Origin of the sequence: Pseudoalteromonas sp. CH_XMU1449-3 (assembly GCF_037027245.1) — a bacterium.
Lineage (GTDB): Bacteria > Pseudomonadota > Gammaproteobacteria > Enterobacterales > Alteromonadaceae > Pseudoalteromonas > Pseudoalteromonas shioyasakiensis.
In genome coordinates, this window is record NZ_JAYMDY010000009.1 from 133,552 (window position 1) to 157,032 (window position 23,481).

Sequence of the window (23,481 nt, forward strand, 5' to 3'; positions counted from 1 at the left end):
CTCGCTGTAAAAATATTTGCTGCGATCAGTCTTCGGTAATGATGATTTCAACAGAACTTGACTGCGCCTGTTGGTAATACAAGCTACTAGCAAGCACACGGGCAGCGGTTTTGTATGTTTCACTTATTTGAGCCGCGTTGTCTTTGGCAATTAAGTCGCCCTGCTCTGAGCTTTCGCGAATTTCAATAGCCAGCGGAATATTAGCAAGCACAGGCACGCCATGACGATGCGCTAATGTCACAGCGCCATCTTTACCAAATACATGATTGGGCTCACCACAATGTCCACACAAGAAATAACTCATGTTTTCAATTAAACCAAGCACAGGCACGTTCACTTTATTGAACATAGCAATGCCCTTTTGTGCATCGGCTAAGGCCAAATCTTGAGGCGTGGTAATGATCACAGCGCCACTTGCTGGTACTTTTTGGCTCATGGTTAATTGAATGTCACCGGTGCCTGGAGGCATATCAACAATTAGGTAATCAAGCTCACCCCAGGCGGTTTCGTTCATTAACTGATTAAGCGCTCCCGATGCCATTGGTCCGCGCCAAACGGTTGCATCATCGCTAGGTACTAAAAAGCCGAACGACTGCGCTTTGAGGTTGTGCGCTTCAAAAGGAAGTAAGTTTTTATCATCGGCTGCTTTCGGCTCAGCACCTTGTAGGCCAAGAAGCAGCGGAATAGAAGGACCATAAATATCGGCATCGAGAATACCCACTTGGGCACCCTCTTGCTCTAAAGCTGAGGCAAGATTCACCGCGGTGGTTGACTTTCCAACACCACCTTTGCCTGATGCAACGAGCACAATATGTTTAATTTGCTTAAAACTATATGTGCTAGGTAATTTCACTTTAGCGCTAATTGACACAGGCACTGATAGTTTATCAGCGACAAATTTTTCAATCTCGTTGATTTCGCCACAGCCAGCAAAAGGTAGGCTAAGTTTTACCTGCCAGCTTTTATCGCTGTTTTGATTAAGCTCTTCGAGCCAGTCTTGCTCAATGCCAATGGCAAATGCGCTACTACGGTAGGCGGCTAAGGCAGCAATGATAGGTGCTTTTTCAGCCGATTTACTTGAGAATAGTTTTGACAGTCCAAACATAGCAATAAATTAGCGTTTCTTTGATGAAAAGTGCTGCGGAATTATGTAACATTCATGGCATTAAAACCAGACAATTAGATAATATCATTGCTTTAGGTTGTATATAAGCAACTCACAATGAATTAAATAATGATATTCGAGCATATTTGCATTGAACTAATCTCAATTCGGAATGATTATGGCACAGCGAAAGATCCTGATTACTAGCGCATTACCTTATGCCAATGGCCCGACTCACTTAGGTCATTTACTAGAATATATCCAAACTGATATTTGGGCGCGTTTCCAAAAACAACAAGGTCATGAAACCTACTACGTTTGCGCGGATGATGCTCACGGCACACCAATTATGCTTAATGCGCAAAAGCAAGGGATCACGCCAGAAGAGATGGTTAAAAACGTGAGTGTTGAACGTCAACGTGACTTTGCTGATTTCAATATTGAGTTTGATAACTATCACAGCACGCACAGTGAAGAAAACCGCTATTTCAGCGAGCTAATCTACAACCGTTTAAATGAAGCGGGTCACATTAAAAAGCACACTATTTCTCAACTTTTCGACCCAGAGAAAGGTATCTTCTTACCAGATCGCTTTGTAACAGGTACTTGCCCAACGTGTAAGTCTGAAGATCAAAACGGTGACAGCTGTGATTCTTGCGGTGCAACTTACAGCCCAACTGAGCTTATCAACCCACGCTCTGTTATGTCGGGTGCTGAGCCAATCTTAAAAGATTCTGAGCATTACTTCTTCGACCTACCTGCTTTTGAAGACATGCTTAAAGAGTGGTTACACTCAGGTACGATTCAACAAGAAATGGCGAACAAGCTTGATGAATGGTTTGCAGATGGCCTACAGCAGTGGGATATCAGCCGTGACGCACCTTACTTTGGTTTTGAAATCCCTGGTGCACCGGGTAAATATTTCTACGTGTGGCTCGATGCACCAATCGGCTACATGGCAAGCTTTAAAAACCTGTGTGATAAAAAAGGGATTGATTTTGATGCATTCTGGCGCGAAGACTCAGATGCAGAGCTTTACCACTTCATTGGTAAAGATATCATCTATTTCCACAGCTTATTCTGGCCTGCAATGTTAGATGGCGCAAAATTCAGAAAGCCAACAAATGTATTTGCCCACGGTTTTGTAACTGTGAATGGCGCGAAGATGTCTAAATCAAAAGGCACTTTTGTTAAGGCACGTACTTACCTTGATAACCTAGATCCTGAATATCTTCGTTATTACTACGCAGCAAAACTAAACAACGGCATCACTGACCTTGATTTAAACCTTGAAGACTTTGCACTACGTGTAAACTCAGACTTAGTAGGTAAAGTGGTTAATATCGCAAGTCGTTGTGCAAGCTTCATCACCAAGAAGTTTGACGGCAAGCTTAGCGACACCGTAATGGACGAAGCGCTATTAGGTGAGTTCCAAGCAGCTGCTGCAAGCATCGCAAACCACTACGAAAACCGTGATTACAGCCGTGCAATTCGTGAAATCATGGCCCTTGCTGATAAAGCAAACCAATTCATTGATGCTAAAGCGCCGTGGGTGTTAATTAAAGACGAAACAAAACAACAAGAAGCACACGATGTTTGCTCACTTGGTTTGAATATGTTCCGTGTACTTATCACTTACTTAAAACCTGTTCTGCCAGGTATGGCAGCAAACGTTGAAGCCTTCTTAAACGACGGTTTAACATGGCAAGGCGCGCAAACAGCGCTTGTTGGTCACGCAATTAATAAGTTCAAACCGTTAATGCAACGTGTTGAAATGGATAAAGTAAACAAAATGATTGAAGAGTCAAAAGAAAGTCTAGTTGCTGAAAAAGACAAGATTGATCCAAACAGCCCACTAGCAAAAGAACCTATTAGCCCAGAAATCGAATTTGATGATTTTGCGAAAGTTGATTTACGCGTAGCAAAAATTGCTAAAGCAGAACACGTTGAAGGCGCAGATAAGTTATTAAAACTAACTTTAGATTTAGGTGGCGAAACGCGCCAAGTATTCGCAGGCATTAAATCGGCGTATGCACCAGAAGACATCGAAGGCAAGCTAACGGTAATGGTCGCGAACCTTAAGCCTCGTAAGATGCGTTTTGGTATGTCTGAAGGCATGGTATTAGCAGCAGGCCCTGGCGGTAAAGAAATTTATATTCTTAATCCAGATGAAGGCTCAGAGCCTGGCATGCGTGTAATGTAATTACACAATTGCTAGTTAATATAAAGAACCGTTGTGTTTCAGACACAACGGTTTTTTTGTATTTAATGAATGCTTTAGATTAATGTTGTTAGCTTATGAGCTTGGGCATGCAGGATACTCAGTCAGTACTTGAGTAATTATTTGCCCAAACTGCTGGTGTTGTTGTTCGGTAATCGCAAAAGCGGCATTGTAAGCTAGGGTATCTGCAAGCTCACCTGTTATAACTTCATAAAAAGTCATCGCGGTCAGTAAGTGCCCTGCATCTGAAGCATGATTTCCATCTGCACTGTAAAAATTAAGCTCCGGTAATGCGGCGATTGCTTTGTCCCAAACTAAGCCGATTGGTGCTACACAGCTTGCCTCTTTTTCGCTAATCGACAAATGCAATTGATAGACAAGCTCCCCTTCTTTGCTGTCACCTTGCTGTGGATGCTCTGGAAACAAAATAGGTGTAATTTCCAGCTCTTTTGCACTGGCAATTAATCGCTCAGCCTCACTTGTAGAGTAATTCACAGAGCCAGACTGAGAATACTTTTGACCTTGAAAAATAGCATGGCTCCAATTGGCTTGCTGTAGCTTTTCAATATTGCCCGAAGTGTTCACTATTTCATCTAAAAAACGACCACTGACGGTAAGAGTTGAAACTTGAGCGTTGGTTAACTCACTGGAAATAAGCTGTTCAAGCAAATCCCCTAATCTAGCACTATGGCTATTGCCATAAATAATAATTTTATAGTCAGCACTACCACTGTTATCGACAAGCTCAACACCTGTATCCGGTGTTGAGCTGTTAGTGTCATCAACTTTTGTAGATTCGTTTTTTGAGCTCGAACCACATGCAACTAGGCTAATCAAAAAGACGAGTAACAAATAATATCGAATTAATCTAGTAAACTTATCATTTATCATACTTTACCTTTTGGCTTATTATTTTTATGTCGTTAATATTGAAACACAAAATTATAAATTGCCAATTTTTGTACGATTTTTATCTAGGGAGCTAAGTACAAATCATGCAAGAGTCGCTCTTTTCGAGGTAAGTAATAATCATCATAATCAAGTGACACTATGACTCTTTTAGCTTTGCCTAATAACTCACTGCGAGGCACTAAACCAATCACTCGTGAGTCTGCACTATTATCACGGTTATCGCCCATCGCTAGATACATATCTTTGGGAATAACGACAGGTGCAAAATGCTGCATCACCGAGGGCGTTTTTGATACCTGAATAGCGTGCTGAACACCTGCAAGGTTTTCAGTGAGTATCTGCTGCTCTTGCTTATCATCAGTTAATGCGTAATCAAGTGCTTTACCGTTAATGATTAATTTGTTATCGACTAAAGTCACTGTATCGCCCGGCACGCCAATAACACGCTTTATTAAGCGATTATTTGCAGCTTTAGAGTCAAATACAATGATATCACCGGCTTTTGGCTCATCAGTACGCATTAGCGAAATATGACTAAATGGCACTCGCAGATCATAAGCCATTTTATCCGTTAAAATTCGGTCCCCTTCAACGATGGTCGGATTCATTGAACCTGTTGGCACTTCATACCAATCAGCCACCGCACTTCTAAACACACTCATCAAACAGATGAATAAAATCAAAGAGCGGTTATTTTTCCACACCTTCAAAAGCCAGTTCATATTCGTTCCTTATTTGTTGTTTGTTTTCATAAGAGCCTGTGCGGTACAAATTAGTTCTCAACTAAATGTAACGAAATACGTCAATGATAAAAATACCATACATGATGTTAAAAATATTTGACACCACACTTAATGAGTAGTTTACTTAACACCAAGTCAAATATTTTTTACATTGGATGATATAAAATGAGCTACAAAGAAATGACAATTTGGGGCACCTTGGTGGTAACCATAGGCCTTTTAAGCTATTACCTGTTAGGTATTAATTCACTACAAGCCGCGGGGGCTCTAAGCCAAGAGGCCATGGTGTCTTATTTGTATAAGGTTGTTGTAGTTGCGGTGATCTTAGAGATCATTATGCAATCTGTGCTTGCTGGTATTAAACACAAAGAAGCAGACTTAGGAGATGATGAGCGCGACAAGCTCATCGAGCTAAAAAGCACCAAGCTTGGTCACTGGTTTTGCTCTGCAATTATCTTAATGTGTGTATTTTTAACAACGCAAATTGAGCGTGTGTCTGGACGTATGCTGTTACCTGAGGTCTCTGATCTATATAATATTATGCACTTTCTTATTATTGGTTTTTTAGTGAGTGAAATTATTACTATTGCTAGCAAAGCGTATTTATATCGAAGAGACAGCTAAATGACAAAACAGCTCAGTAATACCATTCGAGAACTTCGATTTCATCACAATGAAATGACTCAGCAAGCATTAGCAGAGGCTGTTGGTGTTTCAAGGCAAACTATAGTAGCGATTGAAAAAGGTAAATATTCCCCCTCTCTTGAGGTGGCTTTTAAGATTGCACAGTTGTTTGATAAGAAACTAGACGACGTGTTTTCGTATCAATAATACCAACAAAAAAGGTTAGCCAAATAGCTAACCTTTTTTCAATTCGAATCATTAAATTTTATGACTGCTGATTTTTGAACTGCGCTTTGGCTTGTTCAACTTCATCATCACTGATGCCAACTGATTCAGCCGCTTCTTTAATAAGGTGTGGCTGCGTCATCACTAATGCCATCAATTGTTGAAGCTTTTCTGGTGGGATACCTAACTGTTGGACCAGACCCATTGCCATCATTGGGTTTTCCATAAACGCTTGAAACAGCTCACGCACTTTCTCGTCACTTACATTGTGCTCTTTGAGCATTGCAATAATAGGGTTCATATTAACCTTTACTTTTAACTACTAATAAAACCAATAATATGGGCAAATTGATGTTATTCAACTAACATCACCACTTTTCCCGAATTTTCGTTGTTATCTAAAATACGGTGCGCCTCATTCGCTTCTTGCCAATTTAAGGTTTTATAGATATTGCAATCGAACAGCCCGTTGGCCAAGTCATCATAAAAGCGCGAAATAAACTGCTCTTTTAAATCACGTTTAAACTCAATTGAACGATTACGTAGAGTTGATGCATGAAATGATATGCGCTTACTAAGCAACCTTGCAAAGTCAACCTCAGCAAAGCGCGCATCTAAAAAGGCTAACATCACAATTTGGCAATCCATTGCTGCAACGGCAGCATTTTTATTTAAATAGCTTCCTGAGACAGGATCAACAATGGTATTAGCCTGTAAATTATTGGCTTTGAAATACTCTACAAAGTCGGTGGTTTTATAATTAATGGTGTGGTCTGCACCAAGCTGTTTGGCATGCTCACACTTTTCATCGCTGCCTGCGGTTATCACTACTTGAGCACCCGCGCGTTTTGCCATTTGAATTGCCGCCCCTCCGACACCACTAGCTCCCGCATGGATCAGTGCCGTTTGCCCCGCTTTGAGCTGACCAAATTGAAATAAGGCAGAGAAAGCCGTTAAGTATACTTCACTGATAGCAGCGCCCTCTGCCATTGTCATTTCATCTGGTAACGGCATCACTTGCGCAGCATCAACGGCAACATACTCGCTGTAAGCACCGCCCGCACACAAGGCAAAAACGCGTTTATTAAGCCAATCTCCCGATACTGCACTGCCTTGCTCAACAATGGTACCGGCGCATTCTAACCCTAGAATTTCACTGTCACCTTTGGGCGCAGGATATTTGCCCTGTCGCTGTAAACAATCTGCCCGATTAACGCCGATTGCTGCAACAGCAATAAGAACTTCGTTATCTTTTAGGGCTGGTTTATCTGTTTGCGCAAAATGTAACTCTGAGTCTTCGTGCTTAATATAACGCATATCACCTTCTATTTAATTCGTTGCCAGATCTCAGCTTCGACTAATTTGCCATTTTCATACAAGGTGTGGTGCCACAAGTCACCTTCTATTTTGTAATCAAATGCCATGGTCTTACCAAGTAGTGAAGGTACATTACCATAGGAAAAAGTTTCGATAAATTGCTGGTCTTGCAAAACATATTTGCCGCCACCAGCATAATGAAAGTTGCCTTGCTTTTGGGTGATATAGCTAAAATGACTGGGTGTAATCAGTTTAACTGAGGTTATTTCTGGCGCTTTTGCCGTCACATAGCCGTCATTGGTTGCATATTTGCCTTCAACAAATTGCCAGCTACCTAATAACGGATTGGCGCTTACCATAGACGAAATAAATAAACTCGATAATAACAGTGTGTTTTTCATAGTGCGTTCCTTAGCAATTTTTCAATAGCATACGCTAACACTATGTTCCTATTAAACAGTTATAGGTTGAGATTTTTTCATTTGAGCTCTCATCGACGAAAAGCGCCAAGACTGCTTATAAGGATAAACATCAAGCAATTGCCCATCGTTTATGGCAGTTTGTAATTGCTGCCACATCGTGGCAGTGAAAATATCTTGATGTGCAGCATTGAAATGCTCAAACGCTCGCTTATTGGCGCTAAAAAATACTTTAAACTGACTCGGAAATACGTCGTTTTCGGCAATATCAAAGTAGCTTTCGCTACTGAGTTCATCCAATGAGTCATCGGTTTTTGGCAGTTCTCTAAATTGACACTCTGTCATCGGGCAAATCTCATCGTAGTCGTAGAACACTACTCTTCCCCAACGGGTTACACCAAAGTTTTTCATCAGCATATCACCGGGGAAAATATTAGCCCCCGCAAGCTCTTTTATCGCTTTACCGTAATCAACCATTACTTGCTGCAGTTTTCGCTCATCACAGTCGTTGATGTATAAATTAAGCGGCGTCATTTTTCGCTCTACATAAACATGGCGCAAAATAAGTGCATTCCCCGAGATCACTAAGCTATCGCCAATTTGCTGCTGCATTGTTTGTATAAGCTCATCACTAAATCGGCTTAAATCAAACGCTAAATAACGAAATTCGTGGGTATCAACTAGCCGTCCTACTCGGTCGGCTTGTTTAACAAAGTCGTACTTAGCCATTACTTGTTGTTTGGTGGCCGTTTTTGGCGCACTAAATTTATCCTTTATTACCTTGTACACATAATCTGAGCCTGGGGTGGTAAATACCAGCATCACCATGCCCGGCGTACCCGGCGCAAGTGTGTATTTATCGTCAACGGGGCTATTACGGGTGGTATCAACTTTATAACGATAAAACTCGGTTTTCGCGTGTTTGATAAAGCCTATGGCATTAAACAGCTCAAAACGTTGCTTATGAGGCATTAAAACACTGAGGTAATCAACATATCGGGCGGGTTGGTCAGTGTCGACCATAAAATAAGTACGCGCAAAGCCAAACAACAAGCTGAGTTGATCAGCTCCCATCATCACAGCATCAATGTGCAAACCTTTTTCACTGTTTAATAGCGCAATCGCAAATGGCATGTTATCGCCATTTTTAGCAATACAGCGGCCTATGATGTAACACGCCTTATTTCTGAAAAACAATGAATTCGCGTATTCAATATAACCGTCGTTGAGTGCAAGGAGCTCATAAACTTGTGGGCACTGCTGTTTCGCTCCAGCAATCAAGGTGCGCTGTAACATGGCAACATCATTAGTAAAATCAGCGTATTGTGACCGAAACACATGGCGCTTTATCAAGCTACTAATCGCACTTTCAAAGCCATTTTGCAGGGAAATACGGCTTACCAGTGAATCAAAGGGTCTTGGCCCCAGTTGATATCGTGCTTTCAGTACAAACAAGTGCACATTGCGAATTTTTCGTGAGTCCCAAATTGCACCGAAGGTTGAGTTAAAAAACGTATGAGCAATGGGCTGATTTTCATGGCTTTGCACCATTTCTGCGTATATTTTTTTGGCTAATAACCAAAGCGCTGGGTCGTCTACTTCGCTATAAGCAATAATTTTTACCGCTTGGCTTACCTTTTTGACTTGCCCTTCGTAAACTTGCAATCGCGATTTCATAGCCCCTTGAACTTGATGCCACTGGCGCTGTTCAAAACGACTTTGTGCACCGAGAGTAATATTTAAAAACTCTGCAAACATAGCCTCAAAGCCAGCATACACCGCACGGGCAAGCTTAGTCGCTACGACCTGATTTAACTGTTCGCTGTGTGATTTAACAGCCAAATGTGAACTTTGCTGTGGCATTATTTTTATCGCTTATGCTGATTATTTTAGTCGCCTTGTTTACACACAATAGCAAGCGCGCTTTAATTTAGGTAATTAATAAAGATAATAAATAAGATTGATCAAATGAATATTAGGCACGTCGACCTCAACCTATTGGTGTATTTAAATGTCCTCATTGATGAACAAAGTGTGTCTAAAGCTGCCAATAAACTAGCTTTGACTCAACCTGCAATGAGTAACGCCCTTAAGCGTTTGCGAGATTTGTTTGATGATCCATTATTAGTGAGAGCCGCTGGCACAATGACGCCAACGGCAAAAGCGCTCAGCCTTAAACCTGAAATAGAATCACTGTTAAAAATGGCTGAGGAAATTACTCAGCCAAGTGAGGTATTCGACCCGAGCACCGCGAATATTACGTTTCGGATCATGGCAAACGACTACCTTGAATCAACCCTGATTGCGCCGTTTATCACCCAACAGCTTGCAAAAAATCCGGGGCTTAATTTTGATATTTTGAGCCCAAGCGATGTTAACCTTCAAGATATGGAAAAAGGCACCATCGACCTTGCCATTAATCGCTTTAACGGCCTGCCCCGCTCATTCCACCAAGCCAGTGTGTGGCGCGACAATTACTGCTGCTTAACACACCCGGACAACCCTTACTTACAACAGCAAAACCTTGAAGGCTACCTTGCACAAGAACACATTTGGGTGAATCGGGCTGGTTGGGGCGTAGAAGCGGCAGTAACAAATAAATCAGGCAGCCAAAAACTAGGCTGGGTCGATGAGGCATTATGGCAACTAGAACAAACCCGCAATATTCGCGTATTCACCCGCCATTACATGGTGGCGAGCCTACTTTGCCAATCACCTCAACTCATAGCAACATTGCCCCGTCGCCAAGCCATGTTATTAGCAAAACACACTGATTTGGTAATAAGTCCAGTGCCATTTCAAATCGTGCCTATTGAAGTAAAAATGTTATGGAGCCCTTTGCTACATCACGCAAACCCGCATCAGTGGCTGCGTAGAGAGCTACTTGCCTTTGCCAGTACCGTGGCTGATCGTTAAAAACAGTATAATATTGATAAAATCAATATCAGTTATTGAAAACAACAATTTCATTAATAATGAGTGAAGGGCTAGAGTGAAGTTAAGCACATAAACAAAGAGAAAATGATTATGGAAACTTCAGCGCAATTCACTCAACAGGACGGCCTTTACATCAATGGTCAATTACACTCATTCATCGAGCAGCAGCTTTGTAAAAAAAGCGATTTAGCCTGCGATGAGATTTACCAAACACTGGCAACAATGGTTGATGAGTTTGGTTGCCAATGCCGTAAAACCAAACATCAAGATGATGATGTTTTACAAGCAGAGACACTGTTAAAAGCATATAGCACAGTACGTACTCACCCGCATTGCCATGTTGATGCACAAACAACAACTGCAGTGCTAGATGAATACTGCTGCCAAGTACCAGCTATTTTAGTGGTTGCGTTAATGGATACATTAACAGGCATGACAAGCAACGAGCCAGGTGCAGAGCACATTTACCAACGTGCAGCACAGTTAACAGGTAAACCATGTGTCTACGCAGTTAAAAGCGCCAATGCCGCTTAATATGGTTCATTATTTGAGTTACTTATTCGCGCGATGATGCTTGTTGCAAAATCACTACAACTAAGCATCGTCGCACCGGCTACTAGGTTAGCCAAATCAAACGTCATTTCATTTGCGCTAAGCGTCTGCTCTAGGGCTTTTTCTATTTTATTCGCCGCTTCGTGCCAGCCCATAAAACGTAGCATCATAACCGCACTTAAAATACTGCTTGTTGGATTTGCACTGTCTTCCCCGGCTATGCGATTAAATGTGCCATGAGTCGGTTCAAAAAAGGCCACTTCATTATTTAAGTTTGCCGCAGGCATAATACCTACCCCACCAACTTGTGCGGTTAGCATATCAGCTAAGTAATCGCCGTTTTGATTGGTTGTTACCACCACATCAAATTGCTCTGGGGTGAGTAGCGCTTGTTGTAGCATGTTATCGGCAATGACTTCTTTGATGATTAAATCATCTTGATTGTCTCGCTTGATCACTAACCAACGACCATTTTCATGCGCTACAGCGTTAAACTCTTGCTCAGCAAGGGCAAATGCCCAGCGTTTAAAGGCGCCATCGGTAAATTTAAGTACATTGCCTTTGTGAACCACAGTCAGTGATTCACTGTGCTCTTTGAGGGCAAAGTTTAGGGCGTAACGCATTAGTCGCTCTGCCGCCTCTTTCGAGCTATTTTTAATACCAATACCGCATTGGTTATCAAAACGAAGTCGGGTGACCCCCATTTCTTGGCACAGAAAATCAAGCATACGTTCGTTATCGATACTGCCAGCCTGCCACTCAATGCCCGAGTAAACGTCTTCTGAGCTGTCGCGTATTACTGTGATTTGGGTTTTTTCAGGCTCTTTTAAGGGCGATGGTAAATGCGGATAACTACGAATAGGCCGCATGTTAACGAATAAATCCATCTCATGACGAAGGGCCACATTTAAAGAGCGAAAACCACCGCCAAGGGGGGTTGTTAGCGGCCCTTTTATGGCAATTTTATACTGCCTAACCGCATGTAGGGTTTCTTGCGGGAACCAGTCGCCATCGTAAAGCGCAGCTGCTTTTTCGCCATTGAACACTTCCATCCAGTGTATTTGTTTATCACCTTGATAAGCCTGACTCACTGCAGCATCAACAATATCACGCATCACCGGGCTGATATCTTGACCAACGCCATCGCCTTCAATGTAAGCAATAACCGGATTATCAGGAATATGCCATTGGCCCTTACTATTAATCGTAATTTGCGCGCCATTCGAGGGTACTGAAATATGTTGATACTGCATCATGCCTTCCCAGCAAGGTGTTTTAATAATATTAATATCAAGAAATAGCTAATTTGTCTGTGCTTACAAAGAAATAGCCGCTATTCAAGCAATCAATGCGTTACCTTGGTTATCTCGTCTTGCATAGCACAAAATAAGGAGGCAATAAGCTGCGTATCGAGCGTGACGGTATCTTTTTTAAGCGCGGCATCAACGGCGACCGCTTTAACATAAAGCGTTTCACATTCGAACATGTTCGCAGCGCCTTTAAGCATATGAACATTTCTGCTTAAGCCATCAATATCCATCTTTTTGTATTGCTCGCGCATTTCTCTATACTGTTCTTCAAGACCTTTTATATAGTCATCTTTAAGCGCCTGAAACTCTTTTTCAGGTAACTTGATATCGGCTAACTCATCGCAATCTAAGTAACTGGCAATTTTATGGCTAAACGCGTTTCTATCAATTGGTTTGGCGATTAAATCATTAAAGCCTTGTTTCATATAACGGGCAATTTCATGCTTCATGGTATTCGCTGTCAGTGCAATGATTGGCGCACTCACTCCCGTTGCTTGCATCATTTTTAATGCTTCTTGACCGTCCATAATCGGCATTTGAATATCCAGTAAAATAAGATCAAAGCTGTCTTCGAGGGTTGCTTGAACTGCGTCTTTGCCATTTTCAACGGTGGTCACTGTTAGTCCCATGCGCTCTAATATTCGCGCAATTAAGCGTCGGTTGTCTGGGTGGTCTTCGGCAAGTAATACTCTGCCCTTTAAGTTCTCTGGTGCATCAAGCTTACTAAACGGTGAGGTTTCAACGAGCTTCACTTCGCTCATATCATTAAGCCAGCGTGTATTATCTGTAGTATAAATCGACATGGTGAAAATAAACTCACTGCCAGAGCCTACATTACTTTTAACGCTGATATCCCCATCCAATTTCTGCGCAAGGCTCTTTGAAATATTAAGGCCAAGACCCGTGCCACCATATTGCCTAGAAATACTTGAATCCGCTTGATAAAAGGCACTAAACAAGGCTTGTTGCTCTTTGTCTGTCATGCCAATACCGGTGTCTTTTACGCTTATCGACAACTTATCGTTATGACAGCTCACCGTTAAAGTTATACGCCCCACTTGAGTGAACTTAAGGGCGTTGGTTGTTAAGTTTAATAAGATCTGCCTTAAACGACTCGGATCGGTAATTAGGTAGTCTGGCAACGGGAACTGATAATCAACACTGAACTTTAAGCCCTTATCTCGAATTTGCTTGCCAATAAGTGACTCAATATTGGCAATCGTTGCAAACAAGTCTGTTTCGACTAAATCTATTTCTAGCTTGTTGGCTTCAATCTTCGACATATCGAGTATATCGTTTATTAATCCAAGGACATGGCGGCTATTTTGCAAAATAACGCCAATCCCATGGTTGCGCTCATGAGGCTTAATGTCCCCGAGCATAATGCCATCTGCATAGCCAATAATTGATGTCATTGGGGTGCGAATCTCATGACTGATATTCGCTAAGAAACGGCTTTTAGCTTCATTCGCATCGCGAAGCTCAGAGGCAAGCTCTTCAAGCTCCAAGGTTCTTAAATGGACTTTTTCTTCTAGATTTTTGTTGAGCTCTACGTTGTCATCGTGAAGCAACCTAAACTTATCGGCCACAGCAAACGCCAGCAACATGGCGTCCATGGCTGTGCCTATTAACCCCAATAAATATAAATTAATGGAGGTAGCTGGCAGCAAGCCTAAATTAGTTAAATTACCGACCATATTCGGTAGCATCATGGCAATGTAAGCCAGCACAAAATAGCGTGCAGGCTTAAAGCCAATGAGCATACAGCGAATACCTATGTATAAGCCTAAACATAAAGCGACACCCGTTACTAACGTTGACCAATAAAAACCAAAGCTTGGCCATAAAATACAAAACGGAATACCCAAAGTGGCGATTATACCCACCGTCAGTGATAATTGCGCCAGTTTGGGAAATGTCTCTTTGAGTTTAAGTAAGTTGTTGTAAAACAGAATATTGGTTAATGGTGTGAGGGCAAAGCCGAGCCAGTGAAGATGAGGATTATAGTAACCAAACAGCTGATCAGAAATATGGAAAAAATGGCTCCAAGCAAACACCCAGGATGCAGTAAATAATGCGTAATACAGGTGTGTAACATCACGGGAAACCAAGTAAATTAATAAGTTATATAAACCAAGTGCAATGCCCACCCCAAAGCACAGCATCATGATCATATTTTCGACGGTTATGTTCTGAAAATAATCTTGATAAGGCGTTAATACCAGCTTTGCGGGAGTATAAAAGTAGTCACTCTCAAAATAAGTGATTAGCGTGTAGCGCTTACCTTTTTCAAGAGATAAGCGATTACCATAGTGAAAAGCAAATTGATTTGGCTCGACCCCGCCGGTTACAAAGTGCTGTATCGGGGCCGTTGGATCTGTTATGTCGTAAATGCGGCTTTCTATTTTCGAAACCAAGGTGTTATACGGGTAGAGAACTAAATCTTCGATATCACTTAGATTTTCAATTTCAACAATTAACCAATAGCTACCGCCGACAGAGCTTATTCGAGATTGTGATTTTTTGCTGGCTCGCCAAGCATCAATCGCAGCCACCGATTGCGGAAACATATTATCATTTGCCGTAAACACTTCACCGACATCATGAAGGTTTTGATCAGCCACGGCGTCGGTGTAGACAAACGTATCTTGTGCATTAGCCGAAACACTTAATAAAACCAAAAACAGCAGAGTGCTTAAATACAGCTTTAACCGCATTCACAAAACCCCTGTAACATCGTGGAGTTGGCAACGACTAGAATTGCATTGAAACATCAAAGCCATAGCGACGCCCTTCCCCTTTAAAGTCTTCAAGCATGCCTAAGAACGAGCTTAAATCGAACTTTAACTGACTGTATTCAGTATCAAATAAATTTTTGCCCCATAAAGTAAATGACCAATTATCAACATCATATTTTAGATGCGCATTAACAATGCTAAAGCCGTCTTGGCGGGCATAAGGGTTCATGTTCTGATCAAAATAAAACTCAGACTGATAATCGTAAATAATATTGGCCGATAACGGATATGACGCCAAGCTGGTATCGTATTTTAATCCCGCTGATACATTCCATTTAGAAGTAAATGGTAGTTGGTTATCGGTAATACTATTGCCAAGTGGGTCAACGTATTCTTCAAACTCAGCATGAGGAATATAGCCAACTGAAAGTAGCATGGCTAATTGCTTAGTTGCTTGGTAATTGATTTCTGTTTCAAGGCCATAAATAGTTGAATCAGCAACATTTTCAAGTAATTGCACTGGGGGCATTTGCGGTGTTTCTGAGGCTTGATTCATAAACAGTTGTTGGTCGTTATAGTCATAATAAAACGCCGCCCAATTCATTCTAAGTTGCTTGCCAGGCCAGAACGACTTTAAGCCAATTTCATGGGCATTTAAGCGCTCTTTGCCATAGTTTGCTAAGATTGCTTGTTCTTCAGATGACAAAAAGCCGCCGTTGTAGCCACCACTTTTACTACCATTAGCAAAACGATAATAAAGATTGCTTGCATCTGAATAGCGATAATTAACGGCAAATTGACCAGTAAAGCCATTGTCTGATTGCTCATCGGTAACGCGATAAAATGGTACAAGCACTCCGTCTAAGTCATTCACATCAACCACCGCATTTAACGTGGCGATTGAGTCATACTCAAGTGACTCATAGTCATATCTAAGACCGGCTGTGATCATCCATCTATCTGCGACAGGCACTTCAATTTGGCTAAATACAGCCAAATTTTGCATCTTGATTTCGTTATCGTAAATAAAGGTCGCGGTTAAGTTTGTCGGTAAAATACCCCGGAAATCACGCAAAATATCATTTAAATTATCTTGCTCAATCGTCTCATCGGCAAAATAAACACCACTGGTTAGTGTGTAATCAGCAAGTTCGTTTAATAACCTGAATTCTTGGCTGAATAGTTGGGTATCTAGCCCTAATACTCCTTCGCACAAACGAGCTGGCGAGCCATCGCAGTTAAAAGCGTGGCTTCTTTCTAAATCGTTAAAGCTCGAAAGTGAGGTAAATGTACTTTGCTCGTTTAAATGCCAATTCACTTCGGCGATAAAACCGTAGCCATCAGATTTATGAGGTGAGTCGTTATTGACACTCACAGCAAAAAAATCATCACTGCCATCATTAAAACCAAAGTTATCAAAACAGCGTGTTGAGCCCGCATCTGCTGGTGAACACAGCTCACCCGTTAAAGGGTTCGCGACAATACCAATACTACCAACTGGCTGGGCAATACCATCCCAATCTTCAATATGCGCTTGCAGGTAAAGATCAACGTCATCCCACTCGGACAAAAAAGACACTCGTGCATTTTTTTGCTCCATGCCTGCTGTTGGTGAGTCTGCATAGGTATTTTTTGTTGAATATTCGTAGTCTTGATAGTTAACAGCAATACGCATTGCGCTGGAATCTGAGAGTTGCTGGTTCCACACACCATCGACGCTGGTGGCGTTGTTATTGGCAACACCTAATGTTAGCGAGCCATAGCTATCAAACTCAGGGCGATTTGAGCGTATTAGTATTGCACCACCGGTAGAATTACGACCAAACAAGGTACCCTGCGGGCCGCGTAAAATATCGAGTTGTTCAATATCGTACAAGTTAACAATTTGATTATTGGCAGACCCCACCGCAACACCATCAATATACATGGCAACAGGTGAGGTATTCGCCGTATTATAATCAAGTAACCCCACCCCACGGATACTCACAGCGGGAGGCGTCCCTTCTGCGGCGTTTTGGGTGATTTTAACGTTTGGCGCAAACAAACCAATTTCAGTTGAATCTTTAAAATGCTGAGCTTTTAAAATTTCGCCATTCACTTGGCTTACCGCCACACTCACGTCTTCAATTGCTTGCGGACGCTTTTGTGCATAAACGCTAATAACTTCCATGTCTTTTTCAGTCTCAGCTCCTTCTCCTTGTGCAACAGCGCTTGCCATTACACATGCCGCCAAGCTTGAGCTCGACAACATCATAAACTTTGGATCTTTAAGAAAAGGACGCTTCATTGGCTTTTAGACCTTAAAAGAGGGAAACTTGTTAAATTGTTGTAATTTAGTGGTAAGTATAGACCAAACAATAGATTAAAGTCGCATATAAATCATGAAAATTCATGACTTATACGCATACTTATTTACAACTTTGCTCACACTATCCTTTTTCGAATGCATGCTCTCCGCTGATTTCGTTTGGCCAACCACATAGTGCCCGGGCTGTTTGCATACCGGCCATCACAGCAGCCTCAACGCAGCCCGCATTAACCCCTGTTTTTATCCAGTCGCCAGTGATGCGCAAATTGACAAACTGACTGCCATCTGTAGCAAGGCGGTATTTACTCGAATCAACCACAGATAGGACATAGCGCTCACTGGGATCGACATTTACGCGCCAATATTGCTGCTCTAGTACAGGTAAAATGCTATGCGGATCACTGTAAAAAACCTGCCAATCAAACTTGTTATCAGTATAGGCTTCAGGCCAAAGTGGCCGCATATCTGAGCTAAACAAATTATGCATATTCAATTTTACTTCGGCTTTCATTTGCTCTGGGAATTGATGTGCACTGGCAGGTGGGTAGTTTTCGCAGCTAAACGCACTGCAAAAATAGGCAACATTAACTGGTGAGTTGTCAGTTGGCCAATCTTCTTTATCGAGCAAGTTGCCCATTGCAGCCCAAGTATCAAACGGCTCTACAAAGCCACTTAAAATAGGCCCTTCATGAGCAGCATTAGTTTGCGTAAAGCCAAGTTGTGCGTCAGTTTTATTCAACCATACTTGGCAAGCCTGAGTCGCCACACTTTGCACTTTTGTTGCTTGTTGAGAAAGCGCGTAATCTACAGCTAAAAGTTCAGAGGCAACGTGTTCAAGTGAGGCAACCGGCACACCTAAAATCAGTGTATCAAAATCAATACCATGGCGAAGCGTCACTGTTGGCAATGAGGTACTAAAGTGTTCTTGGTACACCTCTGGCCAATTACTCCAAAATGACTCTAAATTGATTTGATATTCTTGCAATAAGTGTGCTTGTTCAGGGCTGATTTGCTCATACAGGGGTTCACTTGGCCAGCATGGCAGCTGTTTTACATCAATGAGCGGTTGATAATCTTGGCCAACTAAACTCACCTGTTGGCAAAGCTCAATTTCACTCACCAGCGGCTCACCTTGGGCAGTTTGCCCAGCAGATAAGTTAGTTAGCTGATGGAAAAAATTAAACTTAACACCGCGCTGCTTTAAAAGTTCATAAATTGGTCCGAAAATAACATCGCCCATGCCTGCTTGCATTTTCCACATTACGCCGCCTTTATAGCAAAGACCTATACGTAACATAGCAAGGGCGGCAACGCCTGCTTCAACATTGGGTTTACTAAAGTCACCTTTAGGGTAAGCGAACACCAAATCATAAAAGCCTCGCACTGGCGCTGAATCAACGCTGTAAGTTTTATTCGCACCATTTTTTTCGAGCCACTGACGAAAATCGTAGCAATTAATGACACCAAAACCGTCGCGATATACTTTGTCTTTAATCAGTCCTGTGAGCATTGCAATCGCAAGATCGGCACAAATATAAAGTCTGCGCAGCTCTGGGTTGTCTTTGAGTAAATCAATAACTTGGTCTTTAAACCAACGTTTTAACTTTCTGACGATATACCAAATAACCAGTCGATCGGCCTGTTTATCTGTATGGGTGGCCTGCTTTTCGGTGAACTGCAGCAAATGAGTTATCAATGTTCGTGGGTTCGAAGCAATTTCAGTTGCACCTGCTTCAATATCATCAATAAACTGCTTTGCACCATTTAAATGGGTATCAATGTCTGCTTTGATTTCTTGATACATGTGTTTGAGTAACGATTGATCCCGTGATTTTCTAGTCACTAAAATGGTTTTAGCATCTTGCTGCTGACAAACATGCTCAATGCCTTCGGTCCATTTTTTTAGCCATGCTAATGTCATGGTGACAAAGTCCCACACTGTTATATCTAGACTGCCATCAGCGGGGTTCCCTTCAACGGTAGGAAAATCTATCGGCCAAGTTTGCCATTCGTTATCAATAAACTCTTGTAAAGCAATAAAACTGTGTGGTTTAAATGCCTGCTGCCAAGTAGCCAATGAACAACTAGCTGGTCGATTGAGTGAGTTATACACCCCTTCTAAGGTGCGAAAGCTATTCACGTAGGCGCCAAACCAAACATGTAAACCATGCTCTTCGATTCGCTGTCCAAAATGGGCGTTTCGGCCACTCGCCCCTTTACCGCCAAGTCGCCAACCCTGTTGATAAACGGTAATTTCGCGATGGCTTTGCCAATTAGCTTGCTCGGTTAAATACACTGCCGCAGTCATCGCTGCAACACCGCCACCGACAATGGTGATTTTTTCTTTTTCCATGGTTACCCCTGAGCTGGTAACAATTGTGTTGCGCCAAGCTGGTCAAAGTCCATATTGACGTAAAAAGGTAAATGAACCGCTTGTTTGCCAAGTGCAATGCCAAACATGTCATTCAAAGGAAAGCTCGCAAGAGCTTTTACATCCAAGCTAAAATCATTGTGTAAAAGTTTTAATTGGTGAATTTTTTTGATTAACGATGGTGAGTGAACGACGCTTTGATAAACAGCTTTATCTCCTTGGCCATCGGGAAATTGTTTAAACAAAATCTGATCCATCTGCGGATGAATAAACCCGTCTAACAATTGTTTAAGAAGCGATAAATCAATGCCTTTAATTTGCGCATCAAACAAATCGGTAACGTGTTTAGAAAAATGGGATAAGTTATCGAGTAAGTTTTCCTTGGTACTTGCCTGTGTTTGCTCAATGGTTAATAGCTCATGCATTGCTAATTTAGAGTCTGGGTTAAACACATCAAAACATTCTAAAGAAATACTAAAGGCGCTCGCATCACTCACAGTCACAGGCATTTGATATTCACAGAGGTATTTATTGTAGCCCCAGGCTTCCCGGCCATTAATCAAAGCATAAATGTTATTAACGCTAATAAATGCCGGATACCAATATAGGTGACTAATATCTCCATCGAGCATTTTTGCTACTGGGAGCCAAATAATAATATCAGTTTCTTGCATCCAGCCATGCTCTGAAAACGGTGGCGTTAACGAAGAAATTTTTTCGATATCAGTGAAGGTAAGTAAACACGTGCTCCCTAACACATTAAACGAGGTTGATTCGGTTGCTAGTAGGTTTAAAGTTGCATCAACATACTGCTGCATTTTTTGCTCACACCCAGCAACAAAAAATCCGTACATTTGCGCATTGATCATTCGACAAGGTGGTTTAGCAACCGGGTTAGATAAGAAGTGGCTGTAATTTGCTTGGTCCGTCATAGTTATTACTTATATTGTTGTTTAGTAATGACTATAGACCAGTTTTTTAATCGTTGGGGACAAGTTCTGAGTTACAACACTCTTTTAGTAGCTGTTCGGTAAATTGCTGATAACCGAGCTGATTAAAATTCTCAGATAGCGGGTTCATAAACCCATGACCATAGTCGGCTATTTCACAGCTCACCTTGACTTTACTTTTTAATGAAGCAATCACTGGCTTAATATCAAAATGCTCTTCACTGTGAGGAAAAATAAATCGACAAGGAACGTTAGCCTCAAGCTCAAGATGATGTCTAACTTGGGATGGATAAAAGGCAATGATTTTTTTAATGAAAGAATTTTTTAATTCTGCTTGGGCACGCCACACAGCGGCAGCACCTGCACTAAATGCAATAACTGTGGTTGGCTGACGAATAGTAGCCATTTTTAAATGCACTAGCTCAAAATAACTGTCATGGCCGCATTGAGTCATAAAATGTTGATATTGAAACTGCTCATTTATGGGGAGCTGAATTTCCCCCATGTAAGGGTCACAAAGACTCACTTTACCGCGAAGCTGCTGAGCAAGCAGCGATAAATGCGCTGTTTTACCGAATATATCTGATACCAAAAGGTAATTCATAAGCATACTTCTTATTGTTATTTTGTGCCTAATCACAATACGCCTGTTTCTGTTAAACATCCAGAGATTATTTTTGATGTTTAAAAAATAAACCTTGCGCTTAATTGATTCTTACAGTAATCTGATTGTCTGGTTTTTAGAAACCACGCGGTTAACCCCTTACCTTGATCCAGTAATTCCCGCATATTCGTATAAATACTTGCAACTTGTTTGCTAAATGACATTTTGATGAATTTTCAAATCATCACCAAACTGTCACAAACTTAGTCAACACTGTTAGCAAGACAACAAATGTCGGTCTGTATTTTTAAATGCCTTTTAAAGCTCTACAGACACTGACAAAAGAAAGAGTGAGTTTTATTATGTCATATAAATACAACGGTTCTTTGATCCAGATCGCACATCCAGTGCAATCAATCTCGGTAAATAAACAGCGTGTAATTTTTAATGACACGCAGGGCTTAAAAAATGCCATCTTCCAAAAGGCCAGTGATGCACGCCAATTTGTGAAGTGGTTAAAAGCCAACTAAACCCTACCGATAAACGCCAGCCAACAAGCTGGCGTTTTAGTTTTCACCACCAGCCTGCATATAGCTAAATTCCTGCTACACTTATATTTTTAGCCCATAAATAGGTAGTAAAAATGCGTTTTGTGTGGTCTATTTTACTATTACTTTTTTGTCTGCCAGTTGCTGCAACCAAGAAACCGAAGGCTATTGAGTGGATCATGGTCGATTTTGCCCCCTACTACATCATGCATGATAAATATGAAGGCACAGGTCGTGATGAAAGTGTGATCAAATTATTAGAAAAAGCACTGCCTGAGGTTTCATTTAAACGCACTTTATTGCCAGCCAGTCGTGCTGTGCATGAACTATCAAACCCACAAAATAATTACTGTATGCTGTCGTTATATCAAAGCGAGCACCGCAAGCAGCATATTCAGTTTACTGAACATTCATCAACTGTTGGTTTGTCGCCGTCTATTGCAATACGTAAAGAGTTAGCAACAAAACTTAAGCTAGACTCAACAAAACCTGTGTCACTTAAATCATTACTAGCCGAAAACCTTGCTTTAGGGGTCTCTATGAGTCGCTCTTTTGGAGCAAATATCGACAAAGTGATTAACGAAAGTCATGACGCTAATATTATCTCTCGCCCCGGCAGAGACACCCTCGCAAGCTTGACTTATATGCTACAAAAAAAGCGTATTGATATATTACTTGGCTACCCAAGCGAGCATTATTACTTGGCTCATTCCATGGGCTTTGAAGATGATTTAACTCAACTATCACTTACTGAAGCTCCGGCGTTAAGCATTGGCTATATAGGCTGCACTAAAAACAAGCAAGGTGAGGTAACGGTAAAATTATTAGATGAAGCTCTTGAGAAAATCGCTCATACAGATGCTTTTCATGATGTGTTAGTTCGCTGGCTACCGGATAATTTGCAACCCATTTTAGAAAAGAGGTTAAAAGATAGAAACGAAAGTGCCGCTCATTAAGCGGCACTTTTAAGTTTACCAACCCACATAGTTATGCGAATTGGCGGTCGTATTAACGGTGCTTACTTACGCACACCTTCAATGAATAAACCAATATCAACATGCGTTGACGCAGGGCCAAGGTTGTAGTCAATACCATAGTCAGCTAGTTTTAGGCTTGTTTCACCTTCAAAACCAACACGGTAACCGCCCCACGGATCTTTACCTTCACCAATTTTGTCAATTTCAAAAGTAATGGTTTTAGTCACACCATTTAAGGTAAATTCACCAGTAACATCTGCTTCATCACCGTCTTCATCAAACTTGATTGAGGTACTTTTAAATGTTGCGGTTGGGTATTTATCAACATTTAAGAAGTCTTTACCGCGTAAGTGCTTGTCACGCTCAGCATGGTTTGAGTCGATGCTTTTAGTATCAATCGTTACATTGATTTTAGATGCATTAGGCGCTTTATCGTCATAGCTAAAATCACCTGAGAAAGTATTAAAACGACCATGTAACCAACTGTAACCTAAGTGCTTAATTTTAAATGTAACAAATGCGTGCGCACCGTCTGTATCAATAACGTAGTCAGCTGCATTTGCGTTTGCTGTTGAGAAAAGTGCAGCACTTAGTGCTGTGCCTAATAGTAATTTTTTCAT

21 protein-coding genes are annotated in these 23,481 nt (G+C 41.5%); 7 read left to right on the forward strand and 14 right to left on the reverse strand.

Features of this window, described 5'->3' with window-relative positions; translation table 11 throughout:
* Positions 1-25: 25 nt before the first annotated feature.
* A complete protein-coding gene (gene apbC / locus WA256_RS12885) occupies positions 26-1,105 on the reverse strand; it encodes an iron-sulfur cluster carrier protein ApbC (protein ID WP_335991989.1) in 1,080 nt (359 codons plus the stop codon).
* Positions 1,106-1,283: 178 nt separating this feature from the next.
* Between apbC and metG the strand changes: the two genes are divergently transcribed.
* Positions 1,284-3,308, forward strand: a complete 2,025-nt coding sequence (gene metG / locus WA256_RS12890; RefSeq protein WP_335991991.1) for a methionine--tRNA ligase — start codon at positions 1,284-1,286, stop codon at positions 3,306-3,308.
* Between the two features lie 93 nt (positions 3,309-3,401).
* On the opposite strand, the gene WA256_RS12895 is transcribed toward metG, so the two are convergent.
* Both WA256_RS12895 and lepB read right to left on the reverse strand, forming a co-directional pair.
* Positions 3,402-4,217: a hypothetical protein gene (locus tag WA256_RS12895; RefSeq protein WP_335991994.1), complete on the reverse strand. Its 816-nt coding sequence runs from the start codon at positions 4,215-4,217 to the stop codon at positions 3,402-3,404.
* A gap of 83 nt (positions 4,218-4,300) precedes the next feature.
* The gene (gene lepB / locus WA256_RS12900; protein WP_335991996.1) at positions 4,301-4,960 is read right to left on the reverse strand and encodes a signal peptidase I; all 660 of its coding nucleotides are present in this window, start codon (positions 4,958-4,960) and stop codon (positions 4,301-4,303) included.
* A 186-nt stretch (positions 4,961-5,146) separates the two neighbouring features.
* Here lepB and WA256_RS12905 point away from each other — a divergent pair, with 186 nt between their 5' ends.
* Both WA256_RS12905 and WA256_RS12910 read left to right on the forward strand, forming a co-directional pair.
* Positions 5,147-5,605 (forward strand): hypothetical protein, encoded by a 459-nt coding sequence (locus WA256_RS12905; RefSeq protein ID WP_335991998.1) that lies wholly within the window; start codon positions 5,147-5,149, stop codon positions 5,603-5,605.
* Positions 5,606-5,812 (forward strand): helix-turn-helix transcriptional regulator, encoded by a 207-nt coding sequence (locus WA256_RS12910; RefSeq protein WP_054552938.1) that lies wholly within the window; start codon positions 5,606-5,608, stop codon positions 5,810-5,812.
* Between the two features lie 58 nt (positions 5,813-5,870).
* Here WA256_RS12910 and WA256_RS12915 read toward each other — a convergent pair whose 3' ends face one another.
* The 4 genes from WA256_RS12915 to aceK are packed head-to-tail and all read right to left on the reverse strand — an operon-like array spanning position 5,871 to position 9,429.
* On the reverse strand, positions 5,871-6,131 hold the full coding sequence (locus WA256_RS12915; RefSeq protein ID WP_054561248.1) for a DUF2999 family protein: 261 nt from the start codon (positions 6,129-6,131) through the stop codon (positions 5,871-5,873).
* Positions 6,132-6,184: 53 nt separating this feature from the next.
* A complete protein-coding gene (locus WA256_RS12920) occupies positions 6,185-7,147 on the reverse strand; it encodes a zinc-binding dehydrogenase (protein ID WP_335992002.1) in 963 nt (320 codons plus the stop codon).
* Between the two features lie 8 nt (positions 7,148-7,155).
* Positions 7,156-7,548: a hypothetical protein gene (locus WA256_RS12925; protein ID WP_058584827.1), complete on the reverse strand. Its 393-nt coding sequence runs from the start codon at positions 7,546-7,548 to the stop codon at positions 7,156-7,158.
* A 51-nt stretch (positions 7,549-7,599) separates the two neighbouring features.
* Positions 7,600-9,429, reverse strand: a complete 1,830-nt coding sequence (gene aceK, locus WA256_RS12930) for a bifunctional isocitrate dehydrogenase kinase/phosphatase (RefSeq protein ID WP_335992004.1) — start codon at positions 9,427-9,429, stop codon at positions 7,600-7,602.
* A 105-nt stretch (positions 9,430-9,534) separates the two neighbouring features.
* Here aceK and WA256_RS12935 point away from each other — a divergent pair, with 105 nt between their 5' ends.
* Positions 9,535-10,482 (forward strand): LysR family transcriptional regulator, encoded by a 948-nt coding sequence (locus WA256_RS12935; protein ID WP_055021137.1) that lies wholly within the window; start codon positions 9,535-9,537, stop codon positions 10,480-10,482.
* Between the two features lie 111 nt (positions 10,483-10,593).
* Positions 10,594-11,037, forward strand: a complete 444-nt coding sequence (locus tag WA256_RS12940) for a hypothetical protein (protein WP_054561244.1) — start codon at positions 10,594-10,596, stop codon at positions 11,035-11,037.
* On the opposite strand, the gene icd is transcribed toward WA256_RS12940, so the two are convergent.
* The 6 genes from icd to WA256_RS12970 all read right to left on the reverse strand — a co-directional run bounded on the left by icd (position 11,034) and on the right by WA256_RS12970 (position 21,336).
* A complete protein-coding gene (icd, locus tag WA256_RS12945) occupies positions 11,034-12,308 on the reverse strand; it encodes an NADP-dependent isocitrate dehydrogenase (RefSeq protein WP_335992116.1) in 1,275 nt (424 codons plus the stop codon). The genes WA256_RS12940 and icd overlap by 4 nt on opposite strands.
* A gap of 92 nt (positions 12,309-12,400) precedes the next feature.
* A complete protein-coding gene (locus tag WA256_RS12950; RefSeq protein ID WP_335992011.1) occupies positions 12,401-15,082 on the reverse strand; it encodes a 7TM diverse intracellular signaling domain-containing protein in 2,682 nt (893 codons plus the stop codon).
* Positions 15,083-15,119: 37 nt separating this feature from the next.
* Complete coding sequence (locus tag WA256_RS12955; protein ID WP_442961437.1) at positions 15,120-17,354, reverse strand: TonB-dependent receptor; 2,235 nt, start codon at positions 17,352-17,354, stop codon at positions 15,120-15,122.
* Positions 17,355-17,532: 178 nt separating this feature from the next.
* Complete coding sequence (locus WA256_RS12960) at positions 17,533-19,764, reverse strand: NAD(P)-binding protein (RefSeq protein WP_335992018.1); 2,232 nt, start codon at positions 19,762-19,764, stop codon at positions 17,533-17,535.
* Positions 19,765-19,766: 2 nt separating this feature from the next.
* Positions 19,767-20,714, reverse strand: coding sequence for an acetoacetate decarboxylase (locus WA256_RS12965; RefSeq protein ID WP_335992021.1), 948 nt, complete (start codon positions 20,712-20,714; stop codon positions 19,767-19,769).
* Positions 20,715-20,760: 46 nt separating this feature from the next.
* Entirely contained in the window at positions 20,761-21,336 is a 576-nt protein-coding gene (locus tag WA256_RS12970) for a hypothetical protein (RefSeq protein ID WP_335992023.1), read from the reverse strand.
* A 362-nt stretch (positions 21,337-21,698) separates the two neighbouring features.
* On the opposite strand from WA256_RS12970, the gene WA256_RS12975 reads away from it, so the two are divergent.
* Positions 21,699-21,866 carry a hypothetical protein gene (locus tag WA256_RS12975; protein WP_335992025.1) on the forward strand — a complete coding sequence of 56 codons (168 nt, stop codon included), beginning with the start codon at positions 21,699-21,701 and terminating at the stop codon, positions 21,864-21,866.
* A gap of 113 nt (positions 21,867-21,979) precedes the next feature.
* Positions 21,980-22,840 carry a TIGR02285 family protein gene (locus tag WA256_RS12980; protein ID WP_335992027.1) on the forward strand — a complete coding sequence of 287 codons (861 nt, stop codon included), beginning with the start codon at positions 21,980-21,982 and terminating at the stop codon, positions 22,838-22,840.
* Positions 22,841-22,902: 62 nt separating this feature from the next.
* On the opposite strand, the gene WA256_RS12985 is transcribed toward WA256_RS12980, so the two are convergent.
* Positions 22,903-23,481, reverse strand: coding sequence for a YceI family protein (locus WA256_RS12985; protein ID WP_054552925.1), 579 nt, complete (start codon positions 23,479-23,481; stop codon positions 22,903-22,905).

What these genes read in the sequence shown, in the direction of transcription:
- apbC (WP_335991989.1), bottom strand. Translation starts at nt 1,105, where the DNA reads ATGTTTGGACTGTCAAAACTATTCTCAAGTAAATCGGCTGAAAAAGCA.
- metG (WP_335991991.1), top strand. Translation starts at nt 1,284, where the DNA reads ATGGCACAGCGAAAGATCCTGATTACTAGCGCATTACCTTATGCCAAT.
- WA256_RS12895 (WP_335991994.1), bottom strand. Translation starts at nt 4,217, where the DNA reads ATGATAAATGATAAGTTTACTAGATTAATTCGATATTATTTGTTACTC.
- lepB (WP_335991996.1), bottom strand. Translation starts at nt 4,960, where the DNA reads ATGAACTGGCTTTTGAAGGTGTGGAAAAATAACCGCTCTTTGATTTTA.
- WA256_RS12905 (WP_335991998.1), top strand. Translation starts at nt 5,147, where the DNA reads ATGAGCTACAAAGAAATGACAATTTGGGGCACCTTGGTGGTAACCATA.
- WA256_RS12910 (WP_054552938.1), top strand. Translation starts at nt 5,606, where the DNA reads ATGACAAAACAGCTCAGTAATACCATTCGAGAACTTCGATTTCATCAC.
- WA256_RS12915 (WP_054561248.1), bottom strand. Translation starts at nt 6,131, where the DNA reads ATGAACCCTATTATTGCAATGCTCAAAGAGCACAATGTAAGTGACGAG.
- WA256_RS12920 (WP_335992002.1), bottom strand. Translation starts at nt 7,147, where the DNA reads ATGCGTTATATTAAGCACGAAGACTCAGAGTTACATTTTGCGCAAACA.
- WA256_RS12925 (WP_058584827.1), bottom strand. Translation starts at nt 7,548, where the DNA reads ATGAAAAACACACTGTTATTATCGAGTTTATTTATTTCGTCTATGGTA.
- aceK (WP_335992004.1), bottom strand. Translation starts at nt 9,429, where the DNA reads ATGCCACAGCAAAGTTCACATTTGGCTGTTAAATCACACAGCGAACAG.
- WA256_RS12935 (WP_055021137.1), top strand. Translation starts at nt 9,535, where the DNA reads ATGAATATTAGGCACGTCGACCTCAACCTATTGGTGTATTTAAATGTC.
- WA256_RS12940 (WP_054561244.1), top strand. Translation starts at nt 10,594, where the DNA reads ATGGAAACTTCAGCGCAATTCACTCAACAGGACGGCCTTTACATCAAT.
- icd (WP_335992116.1), bottom strand. Translation starts at nt 12,308, where the DNA reads ATGCAGTATCAACATATTTCAGTACCCTCGAATGGCGCGCAAATTACG.
- WA256_RS12950 (WP_335992011.1), bottom strand. Translation starts at nt 15,082, where the DNA reads ATGCGGTTAAAGCTGTATTTAAGCACTCTGCTGTTTTTGGTTTTATTA.
- WA256_RS12955 (WP_442961437.1), bottom strand. Translation starts at nt 17,354, where the DNA reads ATGTTGTCGAGCTCAAGCTTGGCGGCATGTGTAATGGCAAGCGCTGTT.
- WA256_RS12960 (WP_335992018.1), bottom strand. Translation starts at nt 19,764, where the DNA reads ATGGAAAAAGAAAAAATCACCATTGTCGGTGGCGGTGTTGCAGCGATG.
- WA256_RS12965 (WP_335992021.1), bottom strand. Translation starts at nt 20,714, where the DNA reads ATGACGGACCAAGCAAATTACAGCCACTTCTTATCTAACCCGGTTGCT.
- WA256_RS12970 (WP_335992023.1), bottom strand. Translation starts at nt 21,336, where the DNA reads ATGAATTACCTTTTGGTATCAGATATATTCGGTAAAACAGCGCATTTA.
- WA256_RS12975 (WP_335992025.1), top strand. Translation starts at nt 21,699, where the DNA reads ATGTCATATAAATACAACGGTTCTTTGATCCAGATCGCACATCCAGTG.
- WA256_RS12980 (WP_335992027.1), top strand. Translation starts at nt 21,980, where the DNA reads ATGCGTTTTGTGTGGTCTATTTTACTATTACTTTTTTGTCTGCCAGTT.
- WA256_RS12985 (WP_054552925.1), bottom strand. Translation starts at nt 23,481, where the DNA reads ATGAAAAAATTACTATTAGGCACAGCACTAAGTGCTGCACTTTTCTCA.